Here is a 22,530-nt window from a genome sequence, read left to right on the forward strand (position 1 = left end):
TTGGGGCATGGTTGCGATCTTCGCGAGCGCCGGCACAGGGCTGGAGCGCAGTTCGGGGAACATCGTCGGCGCGGGCGGTACGATCGGTTCGGCGGCGTTCGGACGCGGCGGCAGCCAGGTGCAGGTGAACGCCGCCAACGGCAATCTGGTGATCGCCCGGCAGGACGAATATCTGAGCACGGTCGGCGACGATGTCGCGGTCCTGCGGGTCTATAACAGCAAGGGCGACCTGTCCGACACCAATGGCGACAACTGGCGGATGGGCGAGCATCGCCAACTGCGCAACCTCTCGGGTACGGTCAACGCGTCCGGCAGCACCATCAACCGGATCGCTGCGGACGGAGCGATCGTCAACTATCGCTGGAACGGTTCGGCCTATGCCACGACCGACGGCGCCGGCGCGTACGACCGGATCACCTGGGACGGGACCAACTGGCGCTGGCAGGACGGCGACAGCGGTACGGTCGAAACCTATGGCGCCGACCTGCGCCTCGCCAAATCGACCGATCGGTCGGGACACGTCACCCAGTTCGCCTATACCGATGGCAGGCTATCGCGGATCACCGGTCACGACGGCGGCTATCTCGATTATAGCTGGTCGGGCAACCTGATCACCGGCATCACCAGCGTCAGCCAAGGCACGACCACGGTCCGGACGCGCTATGGCTATGATGCGCAGGGGCGGCTTTCGACGGTAACCGTCGATCGTACCGCCTATGATAACAGCGTCGCCGACGGCAACGTCTATACCACGACCTACGGCTATCATGGCGACAGCCGGCTGATCGCGTCGATCAGCGAAACCGACGGTTCTTCAATCACGTTCGAATATGACGGCGCCAATCGCGTACTGAGCATGTCGCAACTGGTCGGCGGCAGCGTCAGTCGCACGACCACGCTCGCCTATAGCGGCGGGAGTACCGTCGTCACCGATCCGCTGGGGCAGGTGACGACGCTGTCCCATGATTCGGCCGGTCGATTGACCGGCATCACGGCGCCGCCCGCGGTGTCGGGCGGCACGGCGCAGCGGGTGCAGTTCGGCTATAACGCCACTGGCGACCTGGTGAGCGTCACCGATGCCGCCGGTGTCAGCGCGACCTATGGCCATGATGCGAACGGCAACATCGTCCGCCAGACCGACCGGATGGGCGACGAGATCACCCGGACCTTCAACGCCGCCAATCAGGTGCTGACCGAAACGCAGACCGGATCGGACCGCACATCGGACGCGGCGGCACACACCACACGCCATGTGTACGATACGCTCAACCGTCTGCGCTATGTCGTCAGCGCCGAAGGCCGCGTGCGCGAGACGCGGTACGACAGCGCGGGGCTGGTCGGGTTCAACATCGACTATACCGCCAGCTGCTATGACGTCGGCGGCCTGTCCGCCACGACCGCGCTGTCGGAAAGCCAGTTGGACAACTGGCGCGGCACGGCCGATCGTAGCCAGTCGTCGATGACGCAGTTCGTGTACGATGCGCGCGGCAACCTGACGCAGAAGATCAGCTTCGGTGCGACCAACGCCGACGGATCGGTCAATCGCGACTCCGGCTACACCCACGAATATTTCGTCTACGACGCGGCGGGGCAGCTGCTCAGCCGCGGTCCGGCAGGGCGCACGAAAAATAGCTTCAGCTATGACGGCCTCGGCCGGGTGATCCAGACGACCGACGTCAACGGCGGCACGACGCGGATCACCTTCAACGACGCCGCGACCCAGACGACCGTCACCCTCGCCAACGGCTTCGTCCAGACATCGACCTACACCAAGTCGGGCGAACTGCTCAGCCTGACCGAATCCGGATCGAATGTGACCGGCGGCACGGCGTCGAACCAATATGATCGCCTGGGCCGGCTGAGGATCGCCACCGACGCGACCGGGCGCAAGGCCTATACCGTGTATGACGGCGCCGGACGCCGCGTGGCGGACGTCGTCGGCAATGGCGAGATGACCGAATATCGCTACGACCCGAACGACCGGATCGTTGCGATGGTGCGCTATGCGACGAACGTCACAATGTCCGCGGCGCTGCAGGACCCCAATGCAACGGTGTCGGTGGCGTCGCTCCGCCCGGCGGCGGCCAATGGCGACCTGTGGGACTGGACGGTCTACGATCGCGAAGGCCGGGTCGTGCAGACGATCGATGGCGACGGATCGACCAGCCTCAACGCCTATGACGATTCCGGGCGGTTGGTGGCGACGACCGCCTATGTCACCAAGCTCACGACCGACCAGATCGCCGGTTTTCGCAGCACCGCCCCAACGACGCTCGTCCTGCCGGCGACGAACGCCGCGGACAGCGTGTCGCGCGTCTTCTACGACGGGGACGGCAACGTCATCGGCGGGTTGAACGGCGAAGGCTATCTGTCGCAGGTCGTCTATGACGCGGGCGGTCGGAAGGTGCAGGCGATCGCGTACGCCAACGTCACGGCGGCGAACCTGCGCGCCGGCGGCAGTTTCCAGGCGCTGATCGACAGCGCGGTCGCCGCGGGCACCGCCAACGACCGTTCGACCCGCTTCGTCTACGACCAGCAGGGGTATCTGCGCTACACGATCGATGCGATCGGGCGGGTGACCGAACTCGGCTATCACTATGACGGCTCGAAATGGACCGCGTTCGGCCCGGTCCGCCAGACCACGCGCTATGCCGCTCCGCTCGGTGCGCTATCGACCTACAGCTTCGAAGCGGTGCGGTCTGCCGTGGCCGGTCTGGCGAGCAATCCCGCCAACCGCACCGACTGGGCGGTGTACGATACCGGTGGGCGGTTGACCTATGCGATCGATGCCGCCGGCGCGGTCAGCAGCTATCGCTACGACAATCGGGGGCAGGTGATCGCGCGCATCGATTATGCGACGCTGCGCCCGACGACCACGCTGCCATCGCCCGAGGCCATGGCCGACTGGGCCAGCGGTGCGAAGGGAGCGGCCGACCGGACCACCCGCTATTATTACAATGCGCGCGGCGAGGTTCGCTACACGATCGATGCCGAAGGCTATGTGACCCGAAACGATTACGACGCCGAAGGACGCGTCGTGTTTACCGGGCGCTGGGACGGCAAGGTCGCCGCCGACGACAGCTGGACGACGACGTCGGTCGGCAACGCGATCACCGGCGATTATAGCGCGACCTCGCGATCCTACGACGCGCGCGGTCGCCTTAGCCTGTTGTCCGACAGCGTCGGAGGTTCGACACGCTATTCGTACCGCGCCAACGACCAGCTGGTCTGGGAAATCCGCAGCCAGGGGACGGGCGACGAGAGCAAGACCTTCTACGACTACGATCTGGCCGGTCGGCGGTCATCGGTGTCGGCGGCGTACGGCACGCCCGAACAGAGCACGATGGCCTATGCCTATGACGGGCTCGGCAACCTGACCCGAACGGTCGATGGGAACGGTGTCGCGATCGCATGGACCTATGATCGCGTCGGGCAGATGGTCACCGAGACGAAGGCCTATGGCATCACGACCCGCCACGAATATAACGCGTTCGGCGACCGCGTGCGGACGATCGATCCGCGGGGCAATTCGATCTATCGTTATTTCGACCGGCTGGGCCGCACGGTCGCGACACGCGATGCCGAGAACTACGTCACCGAAACCGGCTATACCCGTTTCGGCGAGATCGAATGGGTTAAGCGCGCCTATAACCGCGCGACCAACACCGCAGCCATCGCCACGTTGCCTGGCGGGTACGGCACGCACGCGCTCGATGCGACGACGCGCTTCGAATATGACCGCCTGGGCCGCGTGACCGGCACGATCGATGGCGAGGGCCATGCCGAACGCTATACGCTCGACGGGTTCGGCAACCGGATTACCGTCACCAACAAGCTGGGCGGCGTTACCGTCAACACCTATGACCGGCGCGGGCTGCTGACGTCGCAGACGCTGCCGATCACCTCGATCACGCAGGAGGGACAGGTCCGGGCGACCAGCGTCGTCAACCGGTTCGACTATGACGCGCGCGGCAATCGCGTCGTCACGATCGAGGCGGAGGGACTGGCCGAGGAACGCGTCACCCGCAACCTGTATGACAAGGCCGACCGGCTGATCGAGGTGCGCGGATCGGCGATCCCCTATCTCGACGCTGCGTTCCGGACCCAGTCGACCGATCTGGTCGCCACCTATCGCTACGACACGCGCGGCAACCTGATCGAAAGTCGCGATGCCAATGGCGCACGGACGCTGTTCTATTACGACGACCTCGACCGCAAGGTCGCGCAGATCGGTCCCACGGGCACGCTATCGACTTATACCTATAGCAAGACAGGCATGCAGACGGCGTCGCGGGTGTACGGCACGACGGTCGCGCTGCCGGCCGATCCGGGCGGGCCGCCGCCCGCCGTGCCGGGCGGCGACTTTCGCGAAACGAGCTTTGCCTATGACGCACTGGGCCGGTTGCGTAGCAGCAGCGTCGCGGCCGAGCGGACCGGGCGGTGGAACGGCAGCACCTTCGTCCTCACCGCCGATGCGATCACCACCGGCTATCAATATGATGTGACCGGCAACATCATCGCGGAAACCGATGCCGAGGGGGCCGTCACCTATCTTTTCTACGACCGCAATGCGCGCAAAACCGCGCAGGTCGACAAGGAAGGCTATGTCACCCGCTGGACCTATGATGCGGAGGGTAATGTCCGCAGTGAACGCCGCTATGCGACGCAGACCAGCGGCGCGACGGTCGGTGTGCTGCCCGCGGTCGCCGACAGCGGTGCGGATCGCATCACGGAGTTCGGTTACGACCGCAATGGCAACCGGACCTTAGAACGACGGCTGAACGTCGAATGGGTTTCGGTCAGTGGCGGTACGATTCAGTCCGCGACCGGCAACTCGATCGTTTCCTACACCTATAACGGCCTCGGCAAGATCACCAGCAAGACCGAGGCGACGGGCGACACGACGCGCTTCGTCTTCGACACGATGGGGCGGATGACCGAGGAGGTGCACGCCGCCTTCCTCGACCACAGCACGAACGAGGTCCGCTCGAAGCTGAGCTTCGCCTATGACGGCCTCGGCAATCTGACCCGCATGCAGCAGGGCGACCGCGACTATGCCGGGGGTTTCCGTACCACCCGGTATTTCTATGGCGCGAGCGGACGGCTGGACGCGAAGCACGATGCTGGTGGGGGACAAACCCGCTACGGCTATGACGCCGCCGGGAATCTTGTCCAGGAAATGCGGTTTCGCAAGGACAGCGGCGGCGACATCCTGACCGAGGCGATGTTGTATATCCGCGACCTGTCCGGGCGGATCACGTCGCAGGGCATGGGGCGCTGGAACGGTACCGGCTGGGACCGCGGCGATATCCAGCAGACGGCCTACAACGCCTATGGCGACATCAGCCAGCGCGGCATGAACGGCGGTTGGCAGGAACAATTCGCCTATGATCGCGTCGGCCGCCTGTTCCGCAGCAATGCCGGCGACGGCGTGTGGCGCTATTTCGTCTACGACAAGCTCGGCAACCAGACCGCCGCGATCGAGAGCGAAGGCACGTCGATCCACGGCGAGACGCTGGACGGCATCCTGCACTATGCGACGCAGGGTTTCAGCCGGTCGTTGGGCAAGCTGTACATCGACGGCATCAACACGACGCTGACCGCCTATGACCGGCGCGGACAGGCGACGCGGACGATCCAGACCAATCGCGAACTGAACGACGGTCAGTATGTCACCGATCCGACAGTCCGCATCGTCGATATCGAAACGGCGCGCGCCTACACCGCGTTCGGCGAGGTCGCGTGGGAACGCGACGCCCGCGGATATTATACGCACATGGCCTATAACACGATGGGCCGGATGCTGTGGCGGCAGCGTCCGCAGGTCGAGGTAACCGACGCGAATGGCCAGAGCCGGCTGGTCAACCCGACCGAATATATCCATTATGATCTGTCCGGCCGTGCGGTTGCCTCGCGCGATGCCCGCGGCGCGCTGACGACCCGGCAGTTGCTGGCCGGCACCGGCTATGGCGGGTCGGAAGCGCTGGTCACGCGCGAGACGACGGCCGACGGGGCGACGGTCAGTCGATTGTACGACCAGTTCCTCGACCTGCGCGCGTCGAGCAACGGCATCGCCCGCTGGACGTACATGAACTATGACGCGATGGGCCGATTGACCCAGGTCACGCGTCCCGGCGGGCAGTCCGACTATTACGCCTATGACATGCTCGGCCAGCGCCTGCGCCGCTGGGACAGCTTCTACGGGGCGACGAATGCCGAGCAGACCGACTATGACATGCAGGGTCGTGTCGTCCGGCAGGTTTCGGCAGGCGGCAGCGAAGGGATCGCCGACGTCACGACCACGACCTACGACTGGTCGTCGACCCTGGTGACCGAGGGGATGGGGACGTTCGGCGGGTGGGTGACGACCACGACCTACGCCAATGGCCGAACCAGTATCGGCCGTGCCGATATGTTTGGACGCACCGTCGAGACGACCGATCTCGGCCACCATGTCAGCAATTTCGATTTCGATTTGGCCGGGCGGATGACGGTCCGGTACCTGGGCGACCGATATTCCGGCGAACGGACCGATTATCACTACCTCAACACTGGTATGCTGGGGTCGATCTCCGAAGGGGAGAACAAGTTCGATACTGCCCCGAATAATCCAGGCGAGGACTGGAACTATGAATCGGTCGTGTATGGTTACGATGCATCCGGAAACAGAACGAGCGAATATCACAGCGTAGACAATGGGCGCTGGCAAAACGAATACGATGACAACGGCGACCCCAATTACGTCTACCAGCAACATGGCATGTCGTACCAGAATGCGACCGCACAATATGACGCTCTGGGACGTATGACCCGGTGGGAAGATCAGGGGGGATATACTGCGCTAGAATATCGATATGACGAGAACGGCAATATCCGTCGCTCGCTGTCGAGTTTTTATGCTTTGGATGGCAGTGGATTAAATGGAACGAAAACCGCCCAGGATTACTGGTACACCTATGACGCGATGAACCGTGTGACCATTGCGAAAGGGCAATTGGTCGGATCGCAGATCGAGCGGGGCTATGCCGGTGTCGGCTATCAATATGATCTGGCCGGCCAGCGGGTCTTGTCGTCGCGGACGATAAGCGCGACGGCGTGGATTCAAAGTCCGAACGAAGACGGATCGACGATCGTCTTCTACGACGCCGCCCAGCAGGAGGAGTATGGCTACGACGTCGACGGCCGCCTGACATCGGTTCGTATCGGGACGCAAGGCTATGCCGACAACGGCGATGGCACGGTCACGGTAACCGATCCGGCGAAGTTCGAGCTGAAGGCCATGTTCGGCTATGACGGCATCGGCCGCCAGACGAGCCAGGCCGACTATCTCTACGATGGCGACCAGAATGGTGCGGTGGCATGGCAGCGGGTCGCGACCTTCAACGCACGGGGGCAGGTGACCAACGAGACTAGTTGGCAGCGTCAGGGCAACGATACGATCCGTACGACCACGACCAACGCCTATGGTTCGGGGGAAAATTATGCGCTCGGATCGATCGTCCACGCCAACAGCGTGGTCTACAAGAATAACAATTCCGAATATTCGGCGGACACCAATAATTATTATGAATGGTTCTCCGGCGCTGCGATCAACATCGTACATTATAAGCAGAGTAAGCAGGATCTCAGGATAAGCAGCTACTTCTACCGCGCTAACGGCGAGCTGTCATTTGTTGAGATCGCAGACGGCCGGCCAAGGAACGTTTCCTATTTTTCCGATATGACCGGCCAGATCATCGAACGCAGCGAATATGCGCGTAATGGCGGCACCGGCAATCCCAGCGAGAAATGGTACCGCTTCAACGGCCGGACGCTGGGCTATGTCGGCAACAACGGCACGCTGGACACCAGCTATCAGGAATCGATCGGCAGTCGGACACGAACCCAAGGGACCGGTCCCTTTGCTGGCGGATCGAATTATGCGTCGCCCTATGCCGATTTCGACCAGTCGGTGGCGCCGATCACCAGCTATGCGCAAGGGTCTGGCGGTGGCAACTATACCGTACGCGCGGGCGATACGCTGTCGGGCATCGCTGCGCAGCTGTGGGGCGATGCGGGTCTGTGGTACAAGCTGGCCGAAGCCAATGGGCTGAACGGCGCATCGGCACTGATCGCGGGCCAGTCGCTGACCATCCCGACGGGCGTGCAGAAATCGACGCACAATGCGGCGACGTTCACCCCATACGACCCTGCCGAAGCGATGGGCGACACATCGCCCAGCGTCCAGCCGAAAGCGAAGAAGAACAAGTGCGGCGCGTTCGGCGCGATCCTGCTGACGGTGATCGCGGTGGCGGTAACGGCGTTGACCGCGGTCGCGTTGCCAGCGGCGGTTAGCCCGATCCTGACCGGCGCCATCTCGGCAACGGCGGGCAGCGTGGTGAGCCAGGCCGTCGGTGTCGCCACCGGCATCCAAAACAGGTTCGACTGGAAGGGCGTGGCGATGGCGGCGCTCAGCGGTGCGGTGGGCGGCGCGATCGGCGGCGTCAACCCGTTCGGCAGCGGCAAGGACTTCCTCACCGGCTTCGCCAACGGCGCGGTCCGCGGCGCGCTGGGCAGCTTCGTCACGCAGGGGCTGGCCGTCGCCACCCATTTGCAAAAGGAGATGAACTGGCTGGGCGTCGCCACCGCCGCGGTCGGCGGCGGGGTGGCCGGCGGTCTCGGCAATGTCCTGAAACTGGAATCGCTACGTGACGACCTGACCTCCGGCAACGTCGCGCGCACGGCGCTCACCAACACCGCCGCCGGCATCGCCAACGCCGCCACCCGCGCGCTGGCGACCGGCACAAGCTTCGGCGACAACATGCTGGCGGCGCTGCCGGATGTGATTGGGCAGACGGTGGGGGGCGCGGTTGCGGCGGGTGTTTCAAGGCGTGGCGGGGCAGCCGCTCCACCATCAAGCGGCACGGGCGTCGATTTCGACAGTTCCGCTAGCGAACAACTCGCGAACTACGAGGCGGCGGGTGTCGATCTGGCAGAGAATGCCGCCGAAGGGCTGCAACGGACGATCAATCGCGAACGGTATCGGATGGTGCTCGTTGCGGAAGAGCACGCCTGGAATGTCGCGGCTGCGGGCGGCACCAGCGGTGGAGCCGGTTCGCCAACCTACGATTATGAAATTACGGTGACAGGGCGGGATGTTCGACCCGCAGTGCGGACGGTAGAAGGCGAGTTCGCATCGTCGGCCATCGTTCAGCGAGAGAAAGCGGGATATCAAGCCAGCTTCGATAGCAAGCCCAGCTACTACAATGTCGCAGCCTATAAGGCTGCGATGGCGAGTTATGACAAATGGTATGCCTATTTGTCCGAGGTTGAAACGAGGATCGATGCCCGGATCGACCGCGAGATCGCTGGCATCGTTCTGGCGGGCCCCGTGGCGGGAGGTGTCGTGGCCGGTGCCGTCTTTGCCGCGCCTGCCGTCGAAGGCTTGGTATACGCCAATGCATTCCGGCTCAGCACGGCAGTCAGTCTGACCGGTGATTTTGTTGCCGGAACACAAATTGGTACATATGTTCCGGCAGGCGTTGGTGGTGTCACAGCCTCCATCGCAGCCGTAGAAGGCAAACTGCCCACAATTGCATTTCGTAAAGCCCAAACCCCCGGGATCGCGGCCAATATCGAAGCTGCATTTGCTGAAGGCCATTCTTCGATCCTAAATCGCCTGGTAGGGCGAGACGCCATCAGGGCGCAGCGGGCCGACGCGCTTGCCGGGCAAGCTAAACCACCGACGGGTTACTCGCTGGATGAATTTCCATTTGCTTCCAGCAAACAGGGTGGTGCCGGCGCTAGGGTCGTTCCGGTGCCAGTGGGCGAGCAGAATGTTCAGGGCGGAATGCTCTCCAGTTTTTATCAGAAGCATGGCATCACTCATGGTGATCCATACAGGGTGATTGTCATACCGTGAGCAATATCAGCATGAACATTGACGCGTCGGTCGATCGCATTTTTGACTACCTCCAGCAGCTTGGGTCTGTGATCCCGAGCAGGCGGCGTGTGGGTCTGAGCCCTGAGGTCATACAGGAGGTCATGGGGGGGCTAGGTCTAAAGCCATCAGTCGACCTAACAACTCTTTATGCTTACTGTGACGGAACTTCGACGTTGGAGGGTGAAAAGCTTGAAGAAATACAATTTATTCCTGGATTTTACTGGATGAGTTTAAATGAGGCATTGGCGACGTATCGAAGCGTTTCGAGAAGCGCTGAGTGGCAGGCCTCATGGCTACCTATTTTTGCGAATGGCGGCGGTGACTTTTACGCAGTTATTTGCGATCAATCTTCTTCGTATTTTGGGGAGGTTGTAGGTTTTGTACTAGGAGAGACGGATCAAGTCGTTGAATTCAGTAATGTTGCAAGTCTGTTTGGAACCGTTGAGCGTTCCTTCACCGAGGGGGCCTTTTTTGTTGCTAACGGCATGTTAAAGGCAGATTACCCTCGAATGCGCGCAATCGCTCGTGAAGTGCAGCCCGGCTTCGTAGAACATGAAGTATAAGCCGCAGAGAACGCAGTCGCTGGCACTAGGTCTAAACCCGCTCCGCCTTGTTCACCGCATCGGCCGCGCGCAACCCGGCCAGCAACTTCATCAGATGCGGTGCGTCGCGGACTTCCACGTCGATCGTGTTCGTGTGGAACGTCGTGTCGCGGTTGTCCATGCGTAGGCCGAGGATGTTCGCCTTGTGCCCGCCGATCACCGTCGCGACGGCGCCCAGCGCGCCGGGTTCGTTCTTGAGGGTCACCGCGATGCGCGCGGTGGCGCCTTCGGCATTGTCACCCCAGGTCAAATCGATCCAGTGATGCGGGTCGATGGCCTCGATCGTCGCACAGCCGATCTCGTGCACCTCGAACCGGCCGGCGCCGCGGCGTACGCCGATGATGCGGTCGCCCGGTACCGGGTGGCAGCAGGTGGCGAGGTCGTAGCCGACGCCGGCGGTCAGCCCCTTGATCTCGATCGGCGCGCGCTGCGCCGGGATCGGTTCGGCCTTCGGATCGGCGATGGCGCCCGGCATCACCGCCTCCATCACCGCTTCCTCGGTGAGCTTGCCGCGCGCCAGCCCCTCGAACAGCGTCGCCTCGTCGGCGATCTTCAATCGCTTCAGCCCTTCGGCCAGCGCGTCGGTGCCCGGCGGCACGGGCAGGCGGGCGATCAGTTCCTGATAGAGCTTGGTACCCAGCGCCACCGTCTCGTCGCGTTCGCGCAGGCGGATATAGCGGCGGATGGCGGCGCGGGCCTTGCCGGTGATGGCGAAGTTCAACCAATTAGCCTGCGGGCGCTGCGCCTTCGATCGCAGGATTTGCACCTGATCGCCGTTCTTGAGTTCGGTACGCAGCGGCACGACGCCGCCATTCACCTTGGCGCCGACCGCCTGATCGCCCAGATCGGTATGCACCGCATAGGCGAAGTCGATCGGGGTAGCGCCCTTGGGCAACTGGTGCAGTTCGCCCTTCGGCGTGAAGGCGAAGATGCGGTCAGCATACATCGCCATGCGGGTATGTTCGAGCAGTTCCTCGGGGCTCTCGGCATTGTCGAGAATTTCGACGAGGTCGCGAATCCAGCGGACCTGCGTGTCGGGACGCACGGCATCCTGCTTGTAGGCCCAATGTGCCGCGAGGCCGAACTCGGCCTGCGCATGCATCTCGCGGGTGCGGATCTGCACCTCGATCCGCATGTTTTCGGCATGGATGACGGCGGTGTGCAGCGAGCGATAGCCGTTGCGCTTGGGCGTCGAGATATAGTCCTTGAACCGTCCCGGCACCATCGGCCAGCGGCGGTGGATGATGCCGAGCGCGCGGTAGCATTCCTCCTCGCTGTCGACGATCGCGCGGAACGCGATGATGTCCGACAGCTGTTCGAGGCTGACATGCCGTTCCGACATTTTGCGCCAGATCGAATAGGGATGCTTGCGCCGGCCCGATACTTCCGCGGCGATGCCGTGGCGGTCGAGCATCGCCTTCAGGTCGCCGCCGATCTTTGCGACGCGGTCGCCGCCGCCTTCCTCCAGTTGGGCGAGGCGCAGCGTGATCGATTCATATGCCTCGGGTTCGATCTCGCGAAATGCCAGCGTCTGCATTTCGTTCATGAACTCGTACATGCCGATCCGCTCGGCCAGCGGGGCATAGATGTCCATCGTTTCGCGCGCGATCCGCTTGCGCTTGTCGGGCTTCGATATGTGATGGAGCGTGCGCATGTTGTGCAGCCGGTCGGCAAGCTTGACCAGCAGCACGCGAATGTCGTCGGACATCGCCAGCAGGAATTTGCGCAGATTTTCCGCGGCGCGCTCGTTCTCGGTCTGCGCCTCGATCTTCGACAGCTTGGTCACGCCCTCGACCAGCCGCGCGACGTTTTCGCCGAACTTGGCCTGGATTTCCTCGTGGGTGGCGACGGTGTCCTCGACCGTGTCGTGCAGGATCGCGGTGGCGATCGTCTCGTCGTCGAGGTGCAGGTCGGTCAGGATGCCGGCCACCTCGATCGGATGGCTGAAATAGGGGTCGCCCGATGCGCGCTTCTGGCTGCCATGCGCATGCATCGAAAAGACATAGGCGCGATTCAGCAGCGCCTCGTTCGCATCGGGGTCATAGGCTTTGACCCGCTCCACCAATTCATACTGCCGCAGCATGGAATCTAGATGGGGCGGGCCGGTGCCGCATTGCAACCGTTTTCGTGGAGTGAGCACCCGTTTGGAAATGCGCAGAAACGCATTTCGCGGCACCAGCCCGCTCCCCCGCCCGGCCACCCACACGGTATTCTGATGGGTGGCCGGGCGGGGGAGCGGGCTGGTGCCGCCTCGAAACTCGCTCTTTCGCGAGTTTTCAAACAGCCTCAGGCGCCCTTGGCGCGGACATTGCACTTGGCAAGCTGTTCGGGGGCGAACGCTTCGCCGTTCGCGGTGAAGGCGGTGAGCGTGCCCAGCTCCTTCGCGGCCAGCTGGCACATGGTCAGGTGGCTGCCATCGGCGCGCTGGGTGATGCAGCGGTCGCCGGCGCACTTCCACATCGTGTTGCGGGTCATGATGCTGGCGGCAGCAGGTGCGGTCGCCGGTGTGGCGGTAAAGCCGCGCGACTGTGCTGCGGCGCCGAAGGAAACCGTCATGGCGGCGGCGGCGAACAAAGCGAGCATCTTCATGGCAAACGACTCCAGCGACGTGATTAGGACAGGCGTGCGCTAATATACATTAGTGTAAGTTGCAAATGGCAATGTTTGCTGCGTCGCACTATTTCCCTTGTGCGCGGGGTTGCGCTACACCGGTGCGAATGACGACGACGCTTCGAGAGCCGCTGCGCGATTTGGCCAATCGCTGCAGCCTGCCGGCCGCGCTGGAGGCGATGGGCGAGCGCTGGTCGTTCCTGATCCTGCGTGGATCGTTCAATGGCCTGAGCCATTTCGAGGAGTTCCAGTCGGAACTGGGCATCGCGCGCAACATCCTTGCCAACCGCCTGTCGCGGCTGGTCGGGCACGGCATCCTCGAACGCCGCGCGGTCGAGGCGGACCGGCGCAAGATCGAATATCGGCTGACCGAGAAGGGCTATGCGCTGCTGCCGACGATGGTGGCGCTGCGCCAATGGGGGGAGCGATGGGAAACCGGCGTGCCCGCCAACCCGATCCTGGTCGATACGCGCGACCGGCGCCCGGTGCAGCCGGTCGCGGTGCTGAGCCATGACGGGCGGGCGCTGGGCAAGGGCGATCTGGTGTGGTCGCTGCAGGAAGACGTCGCGCGCGATTGAGGCGACGGGTTCGTCACCGCGGCGCAAGGCCGGGGTGACGAACAGTGCGCTTTTACATTCCCTGCAGCATCTCGATATGATGCTGGACCACCGGCGCGGTTGCGGCGGCAACGGTCTTGAGCGGTGCGGCGGTGCCGCCCTGCGCAAAGCCGCTGTGCAGCGCCAGCGCCTGTTGATGCGCGGTCTGCTGCTGCATCACATAGGTACGATCGCGTTCGGCACCGGTCTTGGCGCGCAGCTCGGCGACCATCTTCGCCTGTGCCGGTTCCAGCTTGGGGGCGGGGACGCGCACGCGGGCGGCGGTGGCCGCCTTCTTCACGTCGGCGGTGCTCTTGGCGTGATCGCGCAGCATCATCGTCGCGAATTCGCGGACCTTCGGGTTCTGGGTCGACTGCAGCACCAGCTGGCTGGAGGTGCGCTCGTACAGGTCGCTGGCGCCGGCCTTCGCCACATAGGTCGCAGGATCGGTCGTCTGCGCCGCCAGCGGGGCAGCGGCAAGGGTAGCAAAAGCAGCGGCGAGTATCGTCATACGGGCCATCAAGACCTCCTGTCGGTTCGGGAAGCATTTCCCGCCGCCCAACGCGCGCCCGTGCGAAACGAACCAGGAAAATCCGACGTACTAACCTGTATTATAACGAATTTTACTCAGGTGGCTGGTAGCGCCTCTGCTTCCGGTTCGGCCGCGGTGTCCGGGCGATGGCCCCAGCGGACCAGTGACCATGCGCGTTCGTGGAAATAGAAGAGCAGGATCTTGGTGATGACCTCGGTTCCGGCGATCGCCCCGGCGAGCTTCGCCGATCCCGAAAAGAACAGGCCCAGCACGAAGGTGTCGATCGACCCGACGGTGCGCCACGACACCGCCTTCACGAAGCTGCGTGGATGGCTTTCGAGACCCTTGAACACGAACATCGCGTCGACTCCGCCCCTGCGGAATGCCGGGCGGTGCGGGCGTGGGGCATGGCGCGGTTCCAGCGTAGCGAGATTAACTGCGGAGCAATCAAGCCGCGCTTGTCACAGCAGCCGGATCAGCATCAGCAGCAGCCCCAGCATCGACGCGACCCATACGAGGCTGCGCAGATACGGCACGCCGAACAGGTAGAGCGGGTGGTAGACGATGCGTGCGGCGAACCACAGCATCGCACCGGTCGCCCCCAGCCCGCCGGTACGGCCGCTGACCGCCAAGGCCAGTGCGAGCGCGATGAACGCCGGATAGGTTTCCTTGAAATTGTCGAGCGCCCGCTGCGCGCGTCCGGCCAGCGCGCCCTGCGGATGCTGGTCGCCGTCGCGGGGGCCGGCGTTCCAGCCGACGCCGAGTTCGCGGGTCGCCAGTTGCCCCTGCAGCATCACGGCAATGACCAGCAGTACCACCGACCAGCCGAGCAGGGTGAGTTCGATCGGCAGGGTGGTCATGGGTGGGCTCCGTAAGGGGTACGGACGATAAGTGTCGGGCGCGCCGCCCGGTTCCGGCGTTTTTCTTCGTCATTCCCGCCTGCGCGGGAATGATCAGGATTGGCGTCAGCCCGCGTTCCGCCCCGCCGGCGTATTCACCCCCATCGACTGCAAATACCTCTTCACGTTGCGCGCCGCCTGCCGCAGCCGCTGTTCGTTCTCGACCATCGCGATGCGAACATAGCCTTCGCCATTCTCGCCATAGCCGACGCCCGGGGCGACCGCGACCTTGGCTTCGGTCAGCAACTGCTTGGCAAACTCAAGGCTGCCCAAATGCGCGAGCGCCGGCGGCAGCGGCGCCCACGCGAACATCGACGCGCGCGGGCTGGGAATGTCCCAGCCGGCACGGCCGAAGCTCTCGACCAGCACGTCGCGGCGCTTGTGATACAGCTGGCGGTTCTTCTCGACGATATCCTGCGGGCCGTTCAGCGCCGCGCACGCCGCCGCCTGGATCGGGGTGAAGGCGCCGTAATCGAGATACGACTTCACCCGCGTCATCGCCGCGATCAGCTTCTTGTTGCCCACCCCGAAGCCCATCCGCCAGCCGGCCATCGAATAGGTCTTGGAGAGCGAGGTGAACTCGATGGCGACGTCCTTCGCGCCCTTCACCTGCAGGATCGAGGGCGTCGGGCAGCCGTCATAGTACAGCTCGGAATAGGCCAAATCGGAGATGATCCACAGGCCATGTTCCTTCGCGAACGCGACGACGCGTTCGTAGAAGGCGAGGTCGACGACCTCCGCGGTCGGGTTCGAGGGATAGCCCATCACCAGCACGCTGGGACGCGGCACGGTGAACGCCATCGCGCGTTCGAGGCTCTCGAAATAATGTTCGTCGGGCGTGGTCGGCACCGCGCGGATCGTCGCGCCGGCAATGATGAAGCCGAACATGTGGATCGGGTAGCTGGGATTGGGCGCGAGGATCACGTCGCCCGGCGCGGTAATCGCGGTCGCGAGGCTGGCCAGCCCTTCCTTCGACCCCATCGTCACGACGACCTCGCTGTCGGGATCGATCTCCACGCCGAAGCGGCGACCGTAATAATTCGCTTGTGCCTTGCGCAGGCCGGGAATGCCGCGCGACTGCGAATAGCCGTGCGCCGAGGGTTTACGCGCCACCTCGACCAGCTTTTCGATGACGTGGTCGGGCGGCGGCAGGTCGGGGTTGCCCATGCCGAGGTCGATAATGTCCTCGCCACCGGCACGCGCGGCGGCCCGCATCGCGTTGACTTCGGCGATGACATAGGGGGGCAGGCGCTTCATGCGGTAGAACTCGTCGGACATTCTCGTTCCTTTCGTCATCGCCCTTACGCTAGGAAGCAACTAACGGGTAGGCCTGCGCGCCTTCAGGAGAAGAAAATGACCGACGAGTCGAACGTGCCGCCGGCTCCCGCAATGTCGCTCGAGGATCTGCAGCATTGGACGCAGATGCTGGGCCGCGCGCAGCAGATGATGCTGGAACAGGGCATCGACCTGCTCGACCGTGCACCGGCGCTGCCCGATCCGACCGGCCTGCTGAAGGTGCAGACCGATTTCTGGACCGACACGATGAAGCTGTGGCAGCGTTTCCTCGACCCCGCGAACGCCGTGCCCGCCGACGAATCGCCCGAGCACGCGCGCGACAAAAGGTTCAAGGCCAAGCAATGGCATGACGACCCGCTGTTCGCCTTCATCCGCCAGAGCTATTTCCTCATCGCCGACCACATGCTGAAGGGCGTCGACGCGCTCGACAATGTCGAGCCGAAACAGAAGGAGCAGCTCCGCTTCGCCACGCGCGGGCTGATCGATGCGATGAGCCCGACCAACTTCGCGGCGACCAACCCGCTGGTGGTCGAAAAGATCATCGAGACGCGCGGCGAGAATTTGCTCAAGGGCTTGCAGAACATGCTGGCCGACATGGCCAAGGGCCAGATGACGCAGAGCGACACCGCCGCGTTCGAACTGGGCCGCAACGTCGCGACGACGCCGGGCAAGGTCATCAAGCGCACGCCGCTCTACGAACTGATCCAATATTCGCCGACGACCGAGACGGTCGGCAGCATTCCGCTGCTGATCTTCCCGCCATGGATCAACCGCTTCTACATCCTCGACCTGACGCCCGAAAAGAGCTTCATCCGCTGGGCGGTGGAGCAGGGGCTGACCGTCTTCGTCGTGTCGTGGAAATCGGCCGATGCGACGATGAAGGACGTGACGTGGGACGACTATGTCGTGCGGGGGCAGATCGACGCGATCGACACGGTGCGCGACGTGCTGGGCGTCGAATCTGTCCATGCCATTGGTTATTGCGTGGCGGGCACGACGCTGGCTGCGACGCTTGCGCTGCTGACGGCGCGGGGGGAAGCGGCGAAGGTTGCCACCGCCACCTTCTTCACCGCGCAGGTCGATTTCACCGATGCGGGTGAATTGTCGTTGTTCGTCGACGACGACCAACTCAACCTGATCCGGCAGGTGGGCAAGGACGGCTATCTCGACGGGCGCTACATGGCCGCGACGTTCAACCTGTTGCGCGGGCGTGACCTGATCTGGAACTATGTCACCAACAACTATCTGTTGGGGAACGACTATACGCCGTTCGACCTGCTCCACTGGAACGCCGACGTCACCAACCTGCCGTCGAACTGGCATCTGGGCTATCTGACCGATCTCTACCGCGACAACCGGCTGGTGCAGGCGGGATCGATGACCGTCGACGGCGTGCCGATCGACCTGTCGACCGTGCAAACCCCCGCCTATATCCAGGCGGGCCGCGAGGACCATATCGCCCCGCCCGAAAGCGTGTGGAAGGTCACCGACCATTTCACCGGCCCGTTGCGCTTCGTGCTGGCGGGATCGGGGCATATCGCCGGCGTGGTCAACCCGCCCTCGGCCGGGAAATACCAGTATTGGACCAACGACACGCCCGCCGACTCGCTGGCTGCGTTCATCGCCGGCGCGCGCGAGACCAAGGGCAGCTGGTGGCCCGACTGGCGCGGCTGGATCGAGTCGGTCGACGGTGCCACCGTCCCGGCGACCGGCGCGCGGGTGCCCGGCGAGGGCGGCATTGCTGCGCTTTGCGATGCACCCGGTGAATATGTGCGAACGCGCTAAGTACCTGTAAAAAAGCTGTATATATTTATGTTGCGCCGCACAAAATCCGTCTTGAAACGGTCACGGACATGCTCTATTTGGTGCGTCGCAGCAGCACTAGATGGAGGATGTCCAAGTGGCCACGAGAGGTCCGAAGACCGGCGCGCGTAAGCCCGCCAGTTCCCGTTCCACCCGCCCGATTGCGACCAATCCGGTTGAGGCTGCCGCAAAGCCGGTCCTGCCGACCGTCGCCGATCCGGTAGAGGCGGAAGTCCCGCCCGTACCGTTCGTCGCCGAGTCGAAGGCGCAGCCAAGCGAGCTGCCCTTCAAGGCCGAACTCCCCGCCGCCACGCCCGCCATCGTCGCGGAACCGGTGGCCAAGGTCGCACAGGCCGTTGTCGAAACCGCGGAAAACGCGGTCGAGGAAACCACCGCGGCGGTCGAAACCGTCACCGCGCAAGTTGAGGAAAAGACCATGGACGTGACGAACGAAGCGACCGCCACCACCCAGAACGCCGCCAACAAGGCGCAGGCAGTGATGGCCGACATGAACGAGAAGGCCAAGGCCGCCATGGAAAAGGGCGCCAAGGGCTTCGAGGAAATGAACGAGATGGCCAAGGGCAACGTCGAAGCGATGGTCGAAGCCAGCCGCATCGCTGCCAAGGGCCTCGAAACGCTGGGTCAGGAAATGGCCGAATATGGCCGCAAGTCGTTCGAGCATGCGACGGCGACCGCCAAGACCCTCGCGACCGTGAAGTCGCCGACCGAGTTCATGAAGCTCCAGTCGGACTTCGTGCGCCAGTCGTTCGACTCGTTCGTCGCCGAAGCGTCGAAGACCACCGAAATGATGATCAAGCTGGCCGGCGACGCCGCACAGCCGATCAGCAACCGCGTCGCGGTTGCCACCGACAAGGTGAAGACCGTCGCGTAAGCGATCGGTTCACCGGATCGAACAGGGGGCGGTCGCGTGAGCGGCCGCCCCTTTTCGTTGGGGCGGTGTTCGGGCGATCGGTGTGGGGGCCGCGACCGAGCGACGGTTCGGACCGGTCGATATTCATTACGGGATCGTCGCCGAGTCGCTCGCTTTCTTGTCCGGATGAGCGGTTAGCCCATTCGCCGGCACAGAACGTCAATCAGTGCGGCCAGACTCATTCAGCATCTGTCCCGTCGTCCCCCGCACGTACGTCACCCCAGCGAAGGCTGGGATCTCTCGCGACCAGGTCGGCGCGCCACTCCCGGGAGATCCCAGTCTCCGCTGGGATGACAGGCGTGGCCATGCCGCGATCGCGCGTGCTGCTTCGTCACCCCTGACTTGATCGAGACTTTGCGAACGTCCGGCACGCTTCGGGACTTCCGCTGGCTCTCCGCTAGGGCGGGGGCAAGGCGCCAACGACGGGGCGAGCCCTTTCCGCACCCGCGTACCCCGCGAAGGGGGGCAGGGCGGCATACGCCAGCCGTTGTTTCCCCTGGCTATGGACCCCGCCTGCGCGGGGGTGCGGTAAGACGCTGGCCGGTGTATTCTGGCCGAGGCCATGCCGTACTCCGGCAGCCTTCTTTACCATCGCGGCACAAGCAGACGCCCGGGAACGACGACGAATCTTCGATGCCGACTGTTCGCTGACCTCGCCAGCCCGCCCACCGATCCGGCCCGTCGCGAGGGCTCGCACGAGCCGCTGCACGGGAATGCAACGTCGCGTCCGCCGTTAACCCCGACGCCCCCTTGCCCTGCCGCCCCGCAATGCCATATTTTGCGGCGACATGTCTCGACAACCTTGCATCCAGATGGCCGGTGACGACCGCGACCATGACGACGACCACGCAACCGGCCTTGGCGTTGCCACGCAAACGCGCGTCAAGAAACCGACGCCGTACCGCGTCCTGATGCTCAACGACGATTACACGCCGATGGAATTCGTCGTCCTGTGCCTGCAACGCTTTTTCCGGATGAGCATGGAGGAGGCGACGCGGGTGATGCTGCACGTCCACCAGCGCGGTGTCGGCGTCTGCGGCGTCTTCACCTACGAGGTCGCCGAGACGAAGGTCAGTCAGGTGATGGACTTCGCCCGCCAGAACCAGCACCCGCTGCAATGCACGCTGGAAAAGGCGTAAGGGCGAGGTGCCATAAACATCCTCTCCCTTACATCGGGAGGGGACCAGTCGCAGGCTGGTGGAGGAGCAGGGTCCCACGCGCCGACGTCGGGCATGCCGATCGCCTTGCGACCGCTCCGTAAGATTGCACGCACTGCGGCAACGGGTAGAATTGGTGCATGCAGATCGCGATCCTTACCTTCGACGGGTTCAACGAACTTGATTCGTTCATCGCCGCCGGCATCCTAAACCGGATGCGGCCACAGGGCTGGAACGCCTATATCACCGCGCCGACCGAAGACGTGACGTCGATGAACGGCGTGACCGTGCGCCGTCAGCGACCGATCGCGTTCGCACGCGACGCCGACGCAGTACTGATCGGCAGTGGCATCCGCACGCGGGAGATCGCCGCCGATGCCGACTTGCTGGCACAACTGGACCTCGATCCCGCGCGTCAGTTGATCGGTGCGCAATGTTCGGGGACGTTGTTGCTGGCGAAGCTGGGGCTAATTGGCGACCTGCCTGCGTGCACCGACCTGACAACCAAGCCATGGGTGATCGAAGCCGGCGTCGACGTGATCGACGCGCCGTTCGTGGCCCATGGCAATGTCGCGACGGCGGGCGGTTGCCTCGCGTCGCAATATCTCGCGGCGTGGATGATCGCGCGCGGCGGATCGCTGGTCCATGCGGAGGCGGCGGTTCGCTATGTGGCCCCGGTGGGGGAGAAAGCGACCTATGTCGAACGCGCGATGGGCGTGATCGCACCGTTCGTCGTGGCGCAGGCGGCAGCGGCCTGATCGCGCCGCCGCCCTCTTGCGCGTCCAACCGCAACCACTAGAAGCTGCCCCATGGATCGTATCGTCATTCGCGGCGGCAATCGCCTGTCGGGCCGCATCGTCATTTCCGGCGCGAAGAACGCCGCGCTCACCCTGCTGCCCTGTGCGCTGCTCACCGAAGAGCCGCTGACGCTGCGCAACCTGCCGCGGCTGGCGGACGTCGACAGCTTCGGCCACCTGCTCAACCAGTTCGGCGTGTCGACCACGGTCGAGGGATCGCACCCGTCCGAGTTCGGCCGGGTCATGACCATGCGCGGCCAGCGGCTGACCTCGACCGTCGCCCCCTATGATATCGTCCGCAAGATGCGCGCGTCGATCCTCGTGCTGGGCCCGCTGGTGGCGCGCGCGGGCGAGGCGACGGTGTCGCTCCCCGGCGGCTGCGCGATCGGCAACCGCCCGATCGACCTGCATCTGAAGGCCTTGGAAGCGCTGGGCGCCGAGATCGAACTGGCGGCGGGCTATGTGAAGGCGACCGCACCCGGCGGCCGCCTGCCCGGCGGGCGCTATCGCTTCCCGGTGGTGTCGGTCGGCGCGACCGAGAACGCGGTGATGGCCGCAGTGCTGGCCAAGGGGACCAGCGTCCTCGAAAATGCCGCGCGCGAACCGGAAATCGTCGACCTGTGCCGCTGCCTCGTCGCGATGGGTGCAGTGATCGACGGCATCGGCAGCGACACGCTGACCATCGAGGGCCGCGACAAGCTGCACGGCGCGACCTATGCCGTCATGCCCGACCGGATCGAGGCGGGCAGCTATGCCTGCGCCGCCGCGATCACCGGCGGTGCGGTCGAGCTGGCGAACGTCGTACCCGGCGACATGCGCGCGACGATCGACGCGCTGGTCGAAGCCGGCGTCGCGGTGCGCGAGGAAGCGACCTCGCTGTTCGTCGAAGCGGGGGGCGACATCCGCCCGGTCAATTTGTCGACCGCGCCCTATCCGGGGTTCGCCACCGACATGCAGGCACAGTTCATGGCGCTGCTGACCCGTGCCGATGGCGCCAGCGTGCTGACCGAGACGATTTTCGAAAACCGCTACATGCACGTCCCCGAACTGGCGCGGATGGGGGCGGATATCACCGTCACCGGTCGCTCGGCAGTGGTGCGCGGCGTCGCTGGCCTTGTCGGAGCGCCGGTGATGGCGACCGACCTGCGCGCGTCGATGAGCCTGATCATCGCCGGCCTTGCCGCAGAAGGCGAGACGTCGGTCAGCCGCGTCTATCACCTCGACCGTGGCTATGAGCGGCTGGAGGAAAAGCTGCAGGCGGTCGGTGCAGATATCGAGCGCCTCGGCGACGGCTGATGTACCGCGCTTGAACTGGCGGTTATTGTCGGACTATATCGCTCTCGACGGACCGGATGCTGCGCGAACGGCACGGTCGCTTTGGGAGG

At 64.1% G+C, this 22,530-nt stretch carries 14 protein-coding genes; 8 read left to right on the top strand and 6 right to left on the bottom strand.

Annotation, left to right across the window (positions count from 1 at the left end):
* Positions 1 to 7: 7 nt before the first annotated feature.
* Positions 8 to 9,901, top strand: a complete 9,894-nt coding sequence (locus tag MF610_RS12555) for a NucA/NucB deoxyribonuclease domain-containing protein (protein WP_242197097.1) — start codon at positions 8 to 10, stop codon at positions 9,899 to 9,901.
* Positions 9,898 to 10,485, top strand: a complete 588-nt coding sequence (locus MF610_RS12560) for an SMI1/KNR4 family protein (protein WP_242197100.1) — start codon at positions 9,898 to 9,900, stop codon at positions 10,483 to 10,485. The genes MF610_RS12555 and MF610_RS12560 overlap by 4 nt, the downstream gene beginning before the upstream one ends.
* 31 nt (positions 10,486 to 10,516) lie before the next feature.
* On the opposite strand, the gene MF610_RS12565 is transcribed toward MF610_RS12560, so the two are convergent.
* Together MF610_RS12565 and MF610_RS12570 are read right to left on the bottom strand one after the other, a co-directional pair.
* Positions 10,517 to 12,607: a RelA/SpoT family protein gene (locus MF610_RS12565; RefSeq protein ID WP_242197104.1), complete on the bottom strand. Its 2,091-nt coding sequence runs from the start codon at positions 12,605 to 12,607 to the stop codon at positions 10,517 to 10,519.
* A 203-nt stretch (positions 12,608 to 12,810) separates the two neighbouring features.
* Positions 12,811 to 13,113, bottom strand: coding sequence for a CC_3452 family protein (locus MF610_RS12570; RefSeq protein WP_242197107.1), 303 nt, complete (start codon positions 13,111 to 13,113; stop codon positions 12,811 to 12,813).
* Positions 13,114 to 13,241: 128 nt separating this feature from the next.
* Between MF610_RS12570 and MF610_RS12575 the strand changes: the two genes are divergently transcribed.
* Positions 13,242 to 13,712 carry a winged helix-turn-helix transcriptional regulator gene (locus MF610_RS12575; RefSeq protein WP_242197110.1) on the top strand — a complete coding sequence of 157 codons (471 nt, stop codon included), beginning with the start codon at positions 13,242 to 13,244 and terminating at the stop codon, positions 13,710 to 13,712.
* A gap of 52 nt (positions 13,713 to 13,764) precedes the next feature.
* Here MF610_RS12575 and MF610_RS12580 read toward each other — a convergent pair whose 3' ends face one another.
* The 4 genes from MF610_RS12580 to MF610_RS12595 form a co-directional block, all read right to left on the bottom strand.
* On the bottom strand, positions 13,765 to 14,250 hold the full coding sequence (locus MF610_RS12580) for a DUF4142 domain-containing protein (RefSeq protein ID WP_242197113.1): 486 nt from the start codon (positions 14,248 to 14,250) through the stop codon (positions 13,765 to 13,767).
* Between the two features lie 107 nt (positions 14,251 to 14,357).
* Positions 14,358 to 14,621: a DUF2061 domain-containing protein gene (locus MF610_RS12585; RefSeq protein ID WP_242197115.1), complete on the bottom strand. Its 264-nt coding sequence runs from the start codon at positions 14,619 to 14,621 to the stop codon at positions 14,358 to 14,360.
* Between the two features lie 102 nt (positions 14,622 to 14,723).
* Complete coding sequence (locus MF610_RS12590; protein WP_242197118.1) at positions 14,724 to 15,122, bottom strand: MAPEG family protein; 399 nt, start codon at positions 15,120 to 15,122, stop codon at positions 14,724 to 14,726.
* A gap of 105 nt (positions 15,123 to 15,227) precedes the next feature.
* Positions 15,228 to 16,439: an LL-diaminopimelate aminotransferase gene (locus tag MF610_RS12595; protein ID WP_242197122.1), complete on the bottom strand. Its 1,212-nt coding sequence runs from the start codon at positions 16,437 to 16,439 to the stop codon at positions 15,228 to 15,230.
* Between the two features lie 75 nt (positions 16,440 to 16,514).
* Here MF610_RS12595 and MF610_RS12600 point away from each other — a divergent pair, with 75 nt between their 5' ends.
* The 5 genes from MF610_RS12600 to murA all read left to right on the top strand — a co-directional run bounded on the left by MF610_RS12600 (position 16,515) and on the right by murA (position 22,441).
* Entirely contained in the window at positions 16,515 to 18,242 is a 1,728-nt protein-coding gene (locus MF610_RS12600; protein ID WP_242197125.1) for a PHA/PHB synthase family protein, read from the top strand.
* 115 nt (positions 18,243 to 18,357) lie between these two features.
* On the top strand, positions 18,358 to 19,152 hold the full coding sequence (locus MF610_RS12605; protein WP_242197128.1) for a phasin family protein: 795 nt from the start codon (positions 18,358 to 18,360) through the stop codon (positions 19,150 to 19,152).
* Positions 19,153 to 19,979: 827 nt separating this feature from the next.
* Positions 19,980 to 20,330 (top strand): ATP-dependent Clp protease adapter ClpS, encoded by a 351-nt coding sequence (gene clpS, locus MF610_RS12610; RefSeq protein ID WP_380870613.1) that lies wholly within the window; start codon positions 19,980 to 19,982, stop codon positions 20,328 to 20,330.
* A 158-nt stretch (positions 20,331 to 20,488) separates the two neighbouring features.
* On the top strand, positions 20,489 to 21,106 hold the full coding sequence (locus MF610_RS12615) for a DJ-1/PfpI family protein (protein ID WP_242197133.1): 618 nt from the start codon (positions 20,489 to 20,491) through the stop codon (positions 21,104 to 21,106).
* 51 nt (positions 21,107 to 21,157) lie between these two features.
* Entirely contained in the window at positions 21,158 to 22,441 is a 1,284-nt protein-coding gene (gene murA, locus MF610_RS12620; RefSeq protein WP_242197135.1) for a UDP-N-acetylglucosamine 1-carboxyvinyltransferase, read from the top strand.
* Positions 22,442 to 22,530 lie beyond the last annotated feature (89 nt).

Source organism: Sphingomonas hankookensis (assembly GCF_022664465.1).
Lineage (GTDB): Bacteria > Pseudomonadota > Alphaproteobacteria > Sphingomonadales > Sphingomonadaceae > Sphingomonas > Sphingomonas hankookensis.

Coding starts and splice junctions, on each gene's coding strand:
- murA (WP_242197135.1), top strand. CDS start 21,158: ATGGATCGTATCGTCATTCGCGGCGGCAATCGCCTGTCGGGCCGCATC.
- MF610_RS12590 (WP_242197118.1), bottom strand. CDS start 15,122: ATGACCACCCTGCCGATCGAACTCACCCTGCTCGGCTGGTCGGTGGTA.
- MF610_RS12585 (WP_242197115.1), bottom strand. CDS start 14,621: ATGTTCGTGTTCAAGGGTCTCGAAAGCCATCCACGCAGCTTCGTGAAG.
- clpS (WP_380870613.1), top strand. CDS start 19,980: ATGTCTCGACAACCTTGCATCCAGATGGCCGGTGACGACCGCGACCAT.
- MF610_RS12570 (WP_242197107.1), bottom strand. CDS start 13,113: ATGAAGATGCTCGCTTTGTTCGCCGCCGCCGCCATGACGGTTTCCTTC.
- MF610_RS12565 (WP_242197104.1), bottom strand. CDS start 12,607: ATGCTGCGGCAGTATGAATTGGTGGAGCGGGTCAAAGCCTATGACCCC.
- MF610_RS12615 (WP_242197133.1), top strand. CDS start 20,489: ATGCAGATCGCGATCCTTACCTTCGACGGGTTCAACGAACTTGATTCG.
- MF610_RS12575 (WP_242197110.1), top strand. CDS start 13,242: ATGACGACGACGCTTCGAGAGCCGCTGCGCGATTTGGCCAATCGCTGC.
- MF610_RS12555 (WP_242197097.1), top strand. CDS start 8: ATGGTTGCGATCTTCGCGAGCGCCGGCACAGGGCTGGAGCGCAGTTCG.
- MF610_RS12595 (WP_242197122.1), bottom strand. CDS start 16,439: ATGTCCGACGAGTTCTACCGCATGAAGCGCCTGCCCCCCTATGTCATC.
- MF610_RS12580 (WP_242197113.1), bottom strand. CDS start 14,250: ATGGCCCGTATGACGATACTCGCCGCTGCTTTTGCTACCCTTGCCGCT.
- MF610_RS12600 (WP_242197125.1), top strand. CDS start 16,515: ATGACCGACGAGTCGAACGTGCCGCCGGCTCCCGCAATGTCGCTCGAG.